Here is a 12,711-nt window from a genome sequence, read left to right on the forward strand (position 1 = left end):
GACGGGGGCGGCCCGCACGGGCCGCCCCCGGGTCAGCCCTCCCGAGCGGTGATCAGGCGCAGTGCGTCGCCCAGATGGCGCGGGCGGAGCAGGCCCGGTCCCGTCTGCCTGCCCCAGCCGGGCCCGCTCAGCAGGACCTGACTCTGCGTCCGGGCGCCCCTCATGCCCCAGCGCGCCGCGGCGATGTGCCGGGCCAGCGGCAGGTTCGCGGTGTGCGTGGACTGCGACCACAGGACCACCGCCGCGGGGCCGACCCGGTGGAACGCCGTCATCAGCGCCTCCGGAGGGACGGCCCCGCCGAGCATGAGCACGGGCACCCCGCGCTCCGCGAGTGCCGCGCTCAGCGCCTCCAGCGGGAGGGTGTGCGGCTCACCGGGAAGGCAGGCGAGCAGGACGGGCGGGGCCGCGTCGTCGCGGCCCCGGCCGGCGGCCGCCACGTACACGTGGCGCAGGGTCGCGGAGACGTGCCAGGACAGCAGGTGCTCGACCTCGACGTACCGGTCCCCGGAGGACTCCCACTTGCGCCCCACCGCGCGCAGCGTGGGCACCATGACCTCCTCCCACGCCGTGGCCAGGCCGTGCTGGTCCACCGCCGCCGCCAGCTGCCGCTGGACGGCGAAGGCGTCCAGGCGGACCGCCGCCCGGGCGAGACCGCGGCACTCCTGGCGCACGTCACCGAGCGGGAGGCCGGTGGCCGACCGCGAGGCGGTGGCCGCCGGCGGCGGGGGAGCGGCCGCCGGAGTCTCGGCCGGGCGCGCGTCCGCGGGATGCCGGGTCACGAGGACCGCGCCGGCCGGTCCGCCGCCGCGTGCCGCCTCCTTCGCGGCCCGCGCCGCCTCGGCCGGGGGCATGCCGACGGCCGTGAGCCGGCACATCTCCTGGACCATGGCGACGTCGCCGGGCGACCACCGGCGGTGCCGCCCGTCCGGGCGCACCGCGGGTCCGAGGCCGTACCGGCGGTCCCAGGACCGCAGTGTCGTGGGCGACACGCCGAGCTTCCTGGCCAGCGAGCCGGTGGTCACTCCCGCGTCGGCGTTGTCGCGGGCCTCGGCCGGTCCGGTCTCCGCGTTCCCGCGGGCGGTCAGTCCCATGCGCCGCCCCCTCTCGCACCGGTGGTCCGGGTCCCGTGCGCGGAGCCGGAGGCGGACGTGGTGGCGGCGACGGCGGCAGGCGGTGGGGCGCCGGGCTCCGGCGCACGACGGGAGCAGGTCATGGCAGGGGCTCGCCTCGCTTCCGAAGCCGGTGCGGCCCGGCGGACGCACCGAGCTCACCCCTCTTTCGGTCCGGGCGAGCCGGTCGGATGCAGTGGGCGCCGACGGACGCGGGTGACGTCCCGGCACGGCGGTCGGGGCAGCCGTCGTCCGCGGTGCCGCGCGCTGACCCGACGTTCCCGGGCGCAGCTCACGCCTCCGCCCCGGAGAGCACCGGGGCCCGCCGGGGAGGAGACATGCCGTGCCGGGTCAGAGTCCGCCGATCCGGGCCACGAAGAACCCGGCGAAGAGCAGCGAGCCGACGACGATCAGCCCGAGCCACAGGTAGGGGTGTTCCCAGATCCCGCCGTCGGCCCGTTCCTGGTGCGCCTCGGCGATGGAGCCTTCGACGGGCGGGGTCTCTCCGGGTGGTACGAGTGGATGTGTCATGTCTCCACGGTCCGCCCGAACCGGCTTCGCCGCATCCGCGGACGGGCGGACCGACGGCCGGCCGGGACGGTGCGGCCCCCTGCCCGGTCAGGACACGGGGCCCGAACGTCCCAGGAGCCCCAGCAGCACCGTCTCGGGGTCCGAGAGCGTCGACCGGAGGAGGGCCTCCTCGTAGCCGTCGTCGCCGAGCAGGGAGCGGGCCGTGCTCTCACAGCGCTCGCGTACCGGTCCCAGCTCGGGTGTGCCGCGCTGCGGGTGGCCGACCGCGCTCCAGTACGTCTCACCGGCGCCGAACGCGGCGACGGCGCGTTCCCCCGCGCCCTGTGCGGCCAGCGCCGCGGCCAGGAGGTCGAGTCCGAGGGCCAGCCCGAAGCTGTCGCCGATGCGCCGCTTGCCGTCCAGCATCGACAGGGCGTGCGCGGTGGCGTCGCCCGCCCGGTCCTCGAACAGGGAGATCAGCGCCAACTGGTAGTCGGCGTAGGAGCGCGTCCACCACTCGCCGCGCTCCACGCAGCCCTGCTTCAGTTCCGTGGCCGTGCGCCGTGCCTCGCCGAGCATGCCCTCCGCCGTGAGGGCGAAGACCCGCACCAGGTGGCACATCAGACGCCCGGCCGAACCGAACGCCGTCCCGCCCGCACCGAGCAGCGCGCCGTCCACGTGATGCCTGGCCACCATGGGGCGGCCCTGGAGGAGATGGGCGAGCCCCAGCAGGTACGTGGCGTGCAGGGCGCCCTCGGCGTCCTCCTGGAGGTCGGCGCGACGCCGGCAGACCTCGGCGAGCTGGAGGGCCGAGGCGTACTCGCCGCGCAGCACGCGGGTCACGCCCAGCGCCCACAGCGCCAGCGTGCGTTCGGGGCCGGAGGCGTCCGACAGGGCCAGCGCGTCCTCCAGGTAGGTGGACGCCTCCCGCAGATGGCCGCAGCAGCTCCACGGGAAGCCGAGCAGGCCGACCAGGTCGAGCGCCGTGTCGGGGCGGTCGTCGAGGAGGTGGTCGAGCGCCGCGCACAGATCGGTGTGGGCCGAGCCGAGCAGGCCGTAGAAGTGGGCCTGCCGTTCACCGAGCCAGCCGTCCCGGGAGCGGCGGGCCAGGGTCAGGAAGTGGTCGGCGTGGCGTCGTGCGACCGCGGTGCTCTCGCCGAGCTGCTCCAGCCACATGGCGCCGTACTCCCGGACCGTGTCGAGCATCCGGTGGGAGCCGCCCTCACGGGTCAGGACGGACTTCCTGACCAGGCCGTCGAGGGCGTGCTCGACGGCCTCGGCCGACAGCGGGCCGCCCGCGCAGACGGTACGCGCCGTCGCCGTGTCCACACCGTCCCGGAACACCGACATCCTGGCCCACAGCAACCGCTCGGCGGGGGTGCACAGTTCGTGGCTCCAGCCGATCGTGGTGCGGACGGCGCGGTGCCGCGGAGGCCCCGCGGGGGCGGCGCCGGCCGCGATGTCCAGGCGCAGCCCCATCTCCAGGTCGACCTCCTCGACCGTACGCTGCGCCAGCTGACCCGTGATCAGTTCCACCGCCAGCGGCATGCCTTCGAGCCGTCGGCAGAGCCGGGCCACGGCCACCATGTCGGCCGGTGCGCTCACCGGGGTGCCGGCCGCCGCCGCGCGCCGGCAGAACAGTTCCACGGCGTCCGTCGCGGGCGGCAGCGGATCGAGCGCGACGAGGTGCTCGCCGGGTATGCCGAGCGGTTCCCTGCTTGTGGCGAGCACCGTCAACCCGGGGCAGGAGGAGAGCAGTTGCGCGACCATGCGGCGGCAGGGCCCGATCAGGTGCTCGCAGGAGTCCAGGACGAGCAGGACGTCCTTGCCGGACAGCCAGCCGGCCAGCGAGTCCAGCGCCGTCTGCGTGGTGTGGTCGGAGAAGTCCACCGCGTCCGCCACCGTGGCGACGAGCAGCCGGTCGTCCTGGAGCGGCCAGAGGTCCGCCCAGGCCACCCCGCCCCCGTCCGCGCCGAGGACGCGGTCCGCGGCCTGGAGGGCCAGCCGGCTCTTGCCGACACCACCGGCCCCGGTCAGTGTCACGATCCGATGTTCGTGCAACGCCTTGGCCAGATGGGCGAGTTCGTCCCCGCGCCCGACGAAGTCGGGTGGCAGGGCGGGCAGGTTTCTCAACACGTGGACAGTCTCCCGGCAGGAGGGCCCGTGCGGCACGCACTTCGCCGACTCCGTCTCCCCGGTCGGTCGGGAAGGGGCCGGCGGTCCGCGGCGCGCGCCGGGCGGTCGGTCACACCGCGGACGCGGGGGCGGCGGGGCCGGCCGGCCGCGGCGGAGCCATCGCCCAGCGGACGACGGAGGTAACGGCGCCGCCGAGCGGTCGGACGCACATCGTGTCGACCAATGGCAGCCGGATCAGGCGCAGTTGGGTAGCGGCCCAGGACGGCAGCAGGGACACCGCGTTCGCCGCGAGCACGCCGTACGGGAGGCGGGCCGCCAGCGGCACCGGTGGGTTCAGCAGAAGAAAGCGCGCCGCCTCGCGGGCCTCGGGGGTGGCGCGCGTCTCGTCACGGTAGGAGTCGAGCCGTTCGGCGAGCTGGGCGCGGTCGGTCGGGGGGTCCGCGACGCCGAGCGCCGTGGCCACGCGGGCGGTGTCGGCGACGTACCCGTCGCAGTCCGCGGCGGACAGCGGACTGCGGCCGTAGCGCTGGTGCGCACGCAGGAAGCTGTCGACCTCGGCGACGTGCACCCAGGCCAGCAGGTGCGGGTCCGCCGCGTGGTACGGCACACCCCGCGGGGTGACCCCGCGGACCCGCTCGTGGACGGCGCGGACCCGCTCGCACGCCTCCCGTGCGCTCTCGGCGGTTCCGTAGGTCGTCACGGCCAGGAAGGTGCTCGTGCGCTGAAGCCGCCCCCAGGGGTCCCCGCGGAAGCCCGAGTGCGCGGACACGGCGGCCATGGCGAGCGGATGCAGGGACTGCAGGAGCAGGGCGGAGAGGCCGCCGATGAACATGGACGCGTCCCCGTGCACGGTGCGGATGGGCCGGTCCGGTCCGAACCAGCGGGGTCCGGGCGTGTCGTGGATGAGGGCGCGGTTCCTCGGTCCCTCGGGGCCGGCGACCCGGGCGAACAGCGCGCTGCCCAGCCGCTCGCGTACTCCGGCGGTGTCCGGTCCGGTGAGTCTCATGGGTCGGGCGGCCTCCCAACGTGTCGTCCTCCGGGCGGGAGCGCGGCGGCCCCCGCTGCATTCGCCGGCCCGGGACCGGCCGGATGCAGCCCGCACAAGCGGATTCCGGCCCGCCCGGCGCACCGGCCGAGGTGGCTCCAGCATGGCCGAATGCGCCGGGAAAGCCTAGATTGATGCCTACCTCTGCCGGGTCGGGCGGTGCCGAGCGCACCGCGGAGACGACCTTGCCCGCGAAGGCGCGGCGACCGACGGAGGGCCCGACGAGCCATGGACTGGCGTGATGCGGCGGCCTGTCGCACGGAGGATCCGGAACTCTTCTTCCCGCTCGGTGACGACGGCCTGTCCCGACGGCAGATCGACCAGGCGCGCGCGGTCTGCCACCGCTGCCCGGTGCTGAACGCGTGCGCGAGCTGGGCCGTGGTCAACGCGGAGTACGACGGGGTGTGGGGCGGCATGACGGCCGCCGAGCGCCGCGTGCTGCGGTTGCGGCGCCTCGCGGACGGCCCCAGGAGATGAGCGCGCCTCCGCCCCGGGCGCTCGGGGAGCCCGCACGCCGCCGCTCCGGCCCGGTCCGGGTGCCCGCGCGGGCGGATCGGCGGCAGAGCGCGGGCTCCGCGGCGGCGCGCCGCCGCGGAGCGGGCCGGTCAGCGGCTTTCCGCCCCGACATCCGGGCGGACGCATCCGAGCGCCGATCGCGGTCCGAAGAGGCTGAGGAACGCGGACGATGCGGAGGTATCGGGCGTGCGAGGTGCGACATGGTGACCCGGAGCGGCCCGAGGGGGCGCGGGAGCGGCGAGCACCCGGCCCGCGCCCGGCGGATGTCCCGGTCGCGCGGACCGGGAGCGGCGGCGTCCGTCGTCCCGCGCCGCGCCGGGCCGGCGGTGGGCGCCGGAGCGGCGTCCGGCGCGGCGCCGGGCCGGACGGGAGGCGCGGCATGACCGTGTCCGGGCAGGGTGTGTCCCGGCCGTACCACCGCGCGGCGCGGCCCGTGGAGCCGGTCACCCCGCTCGCCCCGAGGCGGGTTCGGCGCACGCTGTTCGGCCAGAACTGGCGGGACCTCGTGTTCCTGCACTGGCCGGCGGACCCCTTCCAGGTGGCCGGGCTGCTCCCGCCCGGCACCGTCCCCGATCTGCTCAACGGCCGCACCTACGTCGGTCTGGTGTTCTTCCGCATGCGCGACCTGACGCTCGGCGCGTCCCCCGCAGTCCCGTACCTCGGTTCGTTCAACGAGGTCAACGTCCGGCTGTACAGCCGGGACGCCCAGGGGCGGCGTGGCGTGGTGTTCCGCTCGCTGGAGTGCGACCGGCTGCTCCCGGTTCTGGCCGCCGACGCGTCCTTCCGCCTGCCCTACCGGTGGGCGCGCATCCGCAGCCAGTGGTTCGACACCCGGCTGATGTACCGCAGCCGCCGGCGCGGGATGCCGGGCGCGCAGGCCAGGGTCTGGGTCGACGTGGGCTCCGAGCCGGTGGCGCCGGACCCGGTCGAGGAGTTCCTGACCTACCGCTGGGGACTGCACGGACGAGCGCTGGGGCGTTCGTTCTACCTGCCGAACACCCATCCGGCGTGGACGTTCCGCCGCTGCACGCTGCTGGACTGGGACGACTCGCTGATCGCGGCGGCCGGCCTCGCCGAGCCGCGGGAGGAGCCGTTCAGCGTGCTGTACGCGCCCGGTGTGCCGGTGCGGTTCGGGCCCCCGGTGGCCCTTCCGGAGGCGTGAGGGCGGACCGCGCAATGCGATGCAGAGTCGATGCAAGTTGCTCCGGTGCATCGATATTGCGGAAGGTGGCAGAGCTGGATCACCGGAGTGCCTCCGCGTGACCGGCACGCCCGGCGCTCCGGGGCGGTGCGGCCGACGAACGGCCGAGACGCCCGGGGCGGGACGCCATCGCAGGTCCGAGGAGCAGTCCCATGACCGCACAGCAGACCACCGAGCAGCCCCTGCACGGCGCTTCGTGGACGGCTCCGGTATCGGAGCCGCTCGACGACGAGGAACTCGCGGCGGCGTTCGTCCGGGGCGACGAGCAGGCGCTCGCCGACGCCTACCATCGCTGGGGCCGCCTGGTGTACACCCTGGCCCGCCGCTCCCTGGGGGACGCGGTCGAGGCTGAGGACGTCACCCAGGTCGTCTTCCTGGCCGCCTGGCGGGGACGCAGCGGCTACGCGCCGGAGCGCGGCGCCCTGGCCGCCTGGTTCGTCGGGATCACCCGGCGCAAGATCGCCGACGCGCTGTCGGCGCGCACCCGCCGGGCCGACCTGGTGGCGGCGGCCGGTGCCGCCCTGGCCCGGCGCACCCAGGACCGCTCCGGGGACCCGGACGCGGTGCTGGACCGCGTGCTGGTGGGCCAGGAACTCGCGAAGCTGCCGCCCGCCCAGCGCAGGGTGCTCAGCCTCGCCTTCTACGACGACCTCACCCAGACCCAGATCGCCCAGGTGACCGGTCTGCCCCTGGGGACGGTCAAGAGCCACGCCCGCCGGGGACTGCACGGGCTGAGCCGCTGCCTCCAGGGCACCCGCGAGGACGGACTGTGCGCGTGAGGTGATCCGCGGCCGGGGGCGGCCGGTGCCCTCCACCCGCCCCTCGGCCATGGATCGGCCGCCGCCGTCCGGGCTCCCGCGACTCGGGCCCGCGGCGGGTGGGTGCATCCGCCGGGACGACGACGTGCGAAGCACGGGCGAAGGACGGATGGCGCGCACCGGTCCCTCCGGTCGGCGCGGCCCCCGACGGCCCGGGTGCGCATCCGTGCGGCGGTTCCCGTGGACGAAGAGGTGGCTCATGCACGATGCCCGCGCGCCGGGACATCCACCGGCCGCCGATCTCGCCCGGCACGCCCTCGACGGATCACGGGCACCCCTGCCGTCCGGGACCCTGGAGCATCTGGGGCGGTGCGCCTCCTGCCGGGACCTGCTGGCGGCCTACGAGCGCGTCGGTGCGGCGGCCCGCGACGGATACCTCCGCGAACCCGAGACCCTCGCGGACCCGCCACCGCGCGTATGGGAGGCGATCCTGCGCGAGGTGCGCGCGGAGCGGTCCGGACGGGCGGCGGGCCCGGGCCCGCCGCCCGGGCCGTCCGACCCGGCCGGGACGGACGCGCCGACCGCTGCCGGCGGCGAGGACCGCCGGCCCCGTGGACCGCACGGCCGGAGCCGCCACGCGGGCTGAGCGCGGTTCACGACGGGCGGCCCGGCGACCCCGGCCCTCGGGGAAGGCCGCCTACAGGGCGACGCGTGTGCCCCAGTCCCGCGCGACCGCGACGGCGTGGGCGGCCTGGGCGGCGGCCACGTCCAGGGCGGCGTGACCGGTCGACTTGAACAGGGTGAGCTCGTCCTCGCGCCGGCGGCCCGGGACCTCGCCCGCGAGGACCGCGCCCAGGAGGGTCACCGAGCGCCCGGCCGGGAGGTCCTGCAACTCGTGCGCGCCGGACGGGGGCGCCGTCGCGGCGGCTCCGGCCCACTCCGCGAAGAGGGCCGCGTCCCGCACGGTCGCGGCGTCCACCTCGGGCCCGTCCGAACCTCCCACCGAGCTGACGTGGGTACCGGGGGCCAGCCACGCGCGGTCGATCACCGGCCGGGCGGCCCCGGTGCAGCAGAACACCGTGCCGGCCCCGCGCACGGCCTCCTCGATGCCGGGGGCGGGACGGCCCGCCGGGTGCAGTGCCGCCGCGCTCGCGGCCCGTCCGGCGTCCCGTCCGGCCACCCGGACGGGTGTCCCCGGGGCGAGGGCCGCGAGCAGGGCCAGCTGAGCCCGCGCCTGCGCGCCGGTTCCGACGACGGCGACCGGGCCGCCGCCCGCACGGGCCAGGGCGCGCGCACCGAGCGTGGCGCTCGCGGCGGTCCGGATCTCGGTGAGCGGCTCCGCGTCCATGAGGGCCAGCGGCCTTCCGTCCTCCGGGTCGAAGAGGACGACCAGCCCCCGGTGACTGCTGCGCCCGGGCCGTTCGGGGTCGGCGAACACGGAGACGAGCTTCGCGGCGAGCCCGATGCCCGGGACATGACCGGGCATCGCCCCGAGCAGGCCGTTCGGGGTGCGGGCCGCGATCCGCGGTGGCGCGGACACCTCGTCCCGGCTGACGCGTATCAGGGCCCGCTCCACCGCCTCCAGCACCCGGCGCGGATCGAGCGCGGCCCGTGTCCGGGCGCCGTCGAGGAAGCGGATCTCGTTCACGCCGGACCCTCCGCGGGCGGTGCGGCCGGGCGACGGGGAGCCGCGGACGACCGGGCGGCCCGAGGCGGCGAGGACGCCGGACCCGGCGGTCGGCCGGAGGGCGGATCCGCGGCGGCGGGGCCGGAACCCTCACCGCCACCGGAGAGCATGCAGGCCAGTTCGTCCGTGGCCCTGCGTAGGGAGGTCCGGAGCGCGTCCAGCCGGCGCTCGTCGAACTCGGCGCCGAGGCCGACCACGGTCACGGCGCACACCGGTGTGCCCGGAGCGGTGAGGACCGCGCGCGCGAGCGAGGCGACGGGCTGCTCGTTGCGTCCGTACTCCACGGCGAATCCGGTGCGCTCGGCGCGCTCGACGTCGGCCAGCAGGCCGTCCGGGCCGTCCAGCGGATGGCCGTCCGCCTCCGCGGCCCGCAGATAGGGCGTCCGCTCGGCGGGGGCGAGGGCCGCCACCAGCGCGAGGGGGCCGGCGAATCGGTGCACCGGCAGCGCCTCGCCCAGCAGCCGGCTGATCATCGCGAGACGGTCGGGCCGCACGGCCTCGATCACCCGGGAACGATCGGCCTCCGGCACCTGGAGGTTGACCATCATGCCGGTCCGTTCCGACAGCGCGTCGAGCACGGGCCGGGCCAGCGCGCCCAGGGAGTTCCTGGCGGCCGACGACGACAGGCGCAGCACGGCCGGACCGGGCAGGTACCGGTCGTCCGAGCGCAGCACCCAGCCGCGCCGGACGAGGTCGGCCAGGACACGGTAGGCCGTCGCCCGGTGCAGTCCCACCTCCTCGGCCAGGTCGGTGAGCCGCGGGGGCCGATCGGCGCGTGCCACGGCCTCGACCAGGTCCAGGGCCTTGTCCACCGCGGTCCGCACCCCGGCGGGCTCTGCTGCTGCGGGCACTGGCGGCCCCTCCTTGTGGTGTCGTCCGACGCGGGCGTACGGTGACGCCTGTTGCGTAGGACGATAAACGTGTTACGCACACCGTAACAAGTGCCGCGAGGCGGCGCCGGGCGGCGGGAAGCGCGGCCGGGGCGGTCCGGGCACCGGAGTCAGGACGAGGTGGAGATGACGAACGAGGTCTCGGGCGCCCCGGTGCCGTACGCGCCGGCGGTGGCGGGAGCCGTGGCGGTGTACCGCGGCGCGACGCTCTTCGACGGGACGGGACGTCCCGCGCGGCCCGGCACGTCGATCGTCGTCGACGGGCAGACCGTCCTCGCGGTCGGCGACGACGCCGTGATCGCCCGCGACCTGCCCGCCGGCGCAGAGGTGTTCGACCTCGCCGGCCGCTTCGTCGTCCCCGGACTCGTCGACGCCCACCAGCACATCGCGACGCCGCCTGACCGGCCCGCGGCCGAAGCGGTGCTGCGCCGCCTCGTGTACAGCGGAGTCACCGCCATCCGCGACATGGCCGACGACCTGCGCCAGGTGGGGGACCTCGCGCGGGCCGCGCTGGTCGGCGAGATCCCCGGGCCGGACATCCGCTACGCCGCGCTGATGGCGGGCCCCGGCTTCTTCGACGACCCGCGGACCCATCAGGTGTCGCAGGGGGAGACGCCCGGCGCCGTGCCGTGGATGCAGGCGATCACCGAGCACACCGATCTGCGCCTGGCCGTCGCCCTCGCCCGCGGCACGCACGCCTGCGCGGTCAAGGTCTACGCGGACCTCGACGCGGCCACGGTCGCCGCCATCACCGCCGAGGCGCACCGGCAGGGGATGCGGGTCTGGGCCCACGCGACCGTCTTCCCGGCCACCCCGGCCCAGATCGTCGAAGCCGGCGCGGACACCGTCTCGCACGTCACCCTGCTCGCCTTCGAGGGCGCCGACGAGCCCCTGACGAGCTACCGGGACAAGCCGCCCGTCGACCACGAGCGGTTCGCGGCCGGCGAGGACCCGGCCGTCGCGGGGCTCCTGTCCCGGATGCGCCGGCACGGCACGGTGCTCGACGCCACCGCCGCGATGTGGTCGAGCGAGGCCCTCGCGGGGGAGGGGCCGCAGGACGCGGCGCGGGCGGCGGCCAACGCGGAACTGGCCGCCGTGCTCACCGCGCAGGCCCACCGGGCAGGGGTGGAGATCGCGACCGGCACGGACTACGAGACCGGCCCCGAAGAGCCCTTCCCGGCCCTCTTCGAGGAACTGTCCTTCCTGGTCCGCCGGTGCGGGATGTCCCCCGCCCAGGTGCTCAGGTCGGCCACCCTGATCGGCGCCCGCAGCGCCGGGTGCGAGGACACCATGGGCAGCGTCGAGGCGGGCAAGCTCGCCAACTTCGCCGTGCTGGCGGAGGACCCCCTGCGGGACGTGGGAAACCTGCGCAGCATCCTCCTGACGGTCAAACGGGGCCGTCGCTTCGAGCGCCGCGACCACGACGGTGCCGCGCCCCCCGCGGCCCGCCCCGCCCCGCCGGCCGGCGACGCCGCGCCCGGACCGCACCGCACCGAGGAGTCCCGATGACCGACCTCCCCCTGATCGTCAACGCGCTCGGGCAGCTCGACAACCCCAACGCCCCTCGCTCCGCCGAGGCCGCCGCCGGGCTGAACCCCTCCAGCGAGCAGGTGACCGTCGACGCCCGCGCCATCGCCGACGCCCGCGCCTCCGGCCTCACGGCCGTCAACGTCACGCTCGGCTACACGATGGGGGACCTGCCTCCCTACGAGCACACCCTGCGCGAGATCGACGTCTGGGACGGCATCATCGACGACCACGCGGCCGACCTCGTCAAGGTCCGTACGGTCGCCGACGTGCACCGCGCCCGGCAGGAGGGGCGGATCGGCGTCGTCTACGGCTTCCAGAACGCCGTCGCCGTGGGGACCGACACCGGTCGCGTCGCCACCTTCGCGGAGCGCGGCGTGCGGGTCGTCCAGCTCACGTACAACCAGGCCAACCACATCGGCGACGGCTCGATGGCGCCGGAGAACCGCGGCCTGAGCGACTTCGGCCACCGCGTCGTCGAGGCACTCGACGCGCACCACCTCATGATCGACCTCTCGCACAGCGGTGAGCGCACCTGCCTGGACGCCGCCCGGACGGCCCGGCGGCCGGTGTCGGTCAACCACACCGGCTGCCGCGCCCTCGCGGACCTGCCCCGCAACAAGACCGACGAGGAACTGCGGCTGGTGGCCTCGCGCGGCGGCTTCGTCGGCATCTACTTCATGCCCTTCCTCAATCCGTCGGGCCACGCGAGCGCGGCCGACGTCGTCGAGCACATCGCGCACGCGGTGAACGTCTGCGGCGAGGACCACGTGGGCATCGGCACCGACGGCACGATCACGTCCGTCGACGACCTCGACGCGTATCGCGCGCGACTCGCCGAACACGTGGCCCTGCGGCGCGAGGCCGGGGTGGGTGCGGCCGGGGAACGCCACGACACCCTGCCGTTCGTGCTCGACCTGCGCGGAGTCGACCAGTTCCGTGATCTGGTCCGGCTGCTGGAACGGCGGGGCTACCGCTCGGGCCGCATCGAGAAGATCCTCGGCACCAACTTCCTGGCCTACGCGGACCGTGTGTGGGCGCCGGCCGCCGCGCCGCACCCTGCTTGAGGGGCCGCCCCGTCGGGGCCGCCCGTTCGAGCGAAGGCGCCGCCCGTCCGTACGGCGTCGGCCCCGTGCCCGTCCCGCCCCGCTCTGTCCCGTCCGTCATGGACGGGACAGAGCGGGGCGGTCTCGTCAGAGGAGCGGCGGGGTGCCTTCCTTATCACCGACGCGTGATTCGATCGTCTCCACGAGCGAATCACGTGCCTGGCCTTGATTCAGTGACGTTTCCCTTCGTAGGATCGGCGTATTCGTTCGCCCGACGGAGGGAATC

The 12,711-nt window shown here is 75.8% G+C and carries 12 protein-coding genes; 6 read left to right on the forward strand and 6 right to left on the reverse strand.

Translation table 11 applies throughout. The features are described 5' to 3' along the window. Positions 1–32 precede the first annotated feature (32 nt). From ACGFS9_RS01060 to ACGFS9_RS01075, 4 genes are all read right to left on the reverse strand, one after another. A complete protein-coding gene (locus ACGFS9_RS01060) occupies positions 33–1,091 on the reverse strand; it encodes a MerR family transcriptional regulator (protein ID WP_393249473.1) in 1,059 nt (352 codons plus the stop codon). 369 nt (positions 1,092–1,460) lie between these two features. After that, complete coding sequence (locus ACGFS9_RS01065) at positions 1,461–1,640, reverse strand: DUF6480 family protein (RefSeq protein WP_393249475.1); 180 nt, start codon at positions 1,638–1,640, stop codon at positions 1,461–1,463. A gap of 87 nt (positions 1,641–1,727) precedes the next feature. Then, entirely contained in the window at positions 1,728–3,755 is a 2,028-nt protein-coding gene (locus tag ACGFS9_RS01070; RefSeq protein WP_393249477.1) for an ATP-binding protein, read from the reverse strand. A gap of 109 nt (positions 3,756–3,864) precedes the next feature. Continuing rightward, positions 3,865–4,761 (reverse strand): oxygenase MpaB family protein, encoded by an 897-nt coding sequence (locus ACGFS9_RS01075; RefSeq protein WP_393249479.1) that lies wholly within the window; start codon positions 4,759–4,761, stop codon positions 3,865–3,867. A gap of 267 nt (positions 4,762–5,028) precedes the next feature. Here ACGFS9_RS01075 and ACGFS9_RS01080 point away from each other — a divergent pair, with 267 nt between their 5' ends. From ACGFS9_RS01080 to ACGFS9_RS01095, 4 genes are all read left to right on the forward strand, one after another. Next, positions 5,029–5,277: a WhiB family transcriptional regulator gene (locus tag ACGFS9_RS01080; protein ID WP_393249481.1), complete on the forward strand. Its 249-nt coding sequence runs from the start codon at positions 5,029–5,031 to the stop codon at positions 5,275–5,277. Between the two features lie 418 nt (positions 5,278–5,695). Beyond that, complete coding sequence (locus ACGFS9_RS01085) at positions 5,696–6,478, forward strand: YqjF family protein (RefSeq protein ID WP_393249483.1); 783 nt, start codon at positions 5,696–5,698, stop codon at positions 6,476–6,478. A gap of 191 nt (positions 6,479–6,669) precedes the next feature. Further along, on the forward strand, positions 6,670–7,296 hold the full coding sequence (locus tag ACGFS9_RS01090) for a sigma-70 family RNA polymerase sigma factor (protein WP_393249485.1): 627 nt from the start codon (positions 6,670–6,672) through the stop codon (positions 7,294–7,296). A 238-nt stretch (positions 7,297–7,534) separates the two neighbouring features. Further along, entirely contained in the window at positions 7,535–7,921 is a 387-nt protein-coding gene (locus ACGFS9_RS01095) for a hypothetical protein (RefSeq protein ID WP_393249487.1), read from the forward strand. 51 nt (positions 7,922–7,972) lie between these two features. On the opposite strand, the gene ACGFS9_RS01100 is transcribed toward ACGFS9_RS01095, so the two are convergent. Further along, the gene (locus ACGFS9_RS01100) at positions 7,973–8,923 is read right to left on the reverse strand and encodes an ornithine cyclodeaminase family protein (RefSeq protein ID WP_393249489.1); all 951 of its coding nucleotides are present in this window, start codon (positions 8,921–8,923) and stop codon (positions 7,973–7,975) included. After that, positions 8,920–9,813, reverse strand: a complete 894-nt coding sequence (locus ACGFS9_RS01105; RefSeq protein ID WP_393249491.1) for an IclR family transcriptional regulator — start codon at positions 9,811–9,813, stop codon at positions 8,920–8,922. Before ACGFS9_RS01105 ends, ACGFS9_RS01100 begins: the two co-directional genes overlap by 4 nt. 165 nt (positions 9,814–9,978) lie before the next feature. Between ACGFS9_RS01105 and ACGFS9_RS01110 the strand changes: the two genes are divergently transcribed. Together ACGFS9_RS01110 and ACGFS9_RS01115 are read left to right on the forward strand one after the other, a co-directional pair. After that, positions 9,979–11,361 (forward strand): amidohydrolase family protein, encoded by a 1,383-nt coding sequence (locus ACGFS9_RS01110; RefSeq protein WP_393249493.1) that lies wholly within the window; start codon positions 9,979–9,981, stop codon positions 11,359–11,361. Beyond that, on the forward strand, positions 11,358–12,446 hold the full coding sequence (locus tag ACGFS9_RS01115) for a dipeptidase (protein WP_393249495.1): 1,089 nt from the start codon (positions 11,358–11,360) through the stop codon (positions 12,444–12,446). Before ACGFS9_RS01110 ends, ACGFS9_RS01115 begins: the two co-directional genes overlap by 4 nt. Positions 12,447–12,711: the final 265 nt, after the last annotated feature.

Source organism: Streptomyces sp. NPDC048566 (genome assembly GCF_043199735.1).
Lineage (GTDB): Bacteria > Actinomycetota > Actinomycetes > Streptomycetales > Streptomycetaceae > Streptomyces.

Excerpts from the sequence above, each read along its gene's own strand:
- ACGFS9_RS01060 (WP_393249473.1), bottom strand. The coding sequence starts at position 1,091 with ATGGGACTGACCGCCCGCGGGAACGCGGAGACCGGACCGGCCGAGGCC.
- ACGFS9_RS01065 (WP_393249475.1), bottom strand. The coding sequence starts at position 1,640 with ATGACACATCCACTCGTACCACCCGGAGAGACCCCGCCCGTCGAAGGC.
- ACGFS9_RS01075 (WP_393249479.1), bottom strand. The coding sequence starts at position 4,761 with ATGAGACTCACCGGACCGGACACCGCCGGAGTACGCGAGCGGCTGGGC.
- ACGFS9_RS01080 (WP_393249481.1), top strand. The coding sequence starts at position 5,029 with ATGGACTGGCGTGATGCGGCGGCCTGTCGCACGGAGGATCCGGAACTC.
- ACGFS9_RS01085 (WP_393249483.1), top strand. The coding sequence starts at position 5,696 with ATGACCGTGTCCGGGCAGGGTGTGTCCCGGCCGTACCACCGCGCGGCG.
- ACGFS9_RS01090 (WP_393249485.1), top strand. The coding sequence starts at position 6,670 with ATGACCGCACAGCAGACCACCGAGCAGCCCCTGCACGGCGCTTCGTGG.
- ACGFS9_RS01095 (WP_393249487.1), top strand. The coding sequence starts at position 7,535 with ATGCACGATGCCCGCGCGCCGGGACATCCACCGGCCGCCGATCTCGCC.
- ACGFS9_RS01110 (WP_393249493.1), top strand. The coding sequence starts at position 9,979 with ATGACGAACGAGGTCTCGGGCGCCCCGGTGCCGTACGCGCCGGCGGTG.
- ACGFS9_RS01115 (WP_393249495.1), top strand. The coding sequence starts at position 11,358 with ATGACCGACCTCCCCCTGATCGTCAACGCGCTCGGGCAGCTCGACAAC.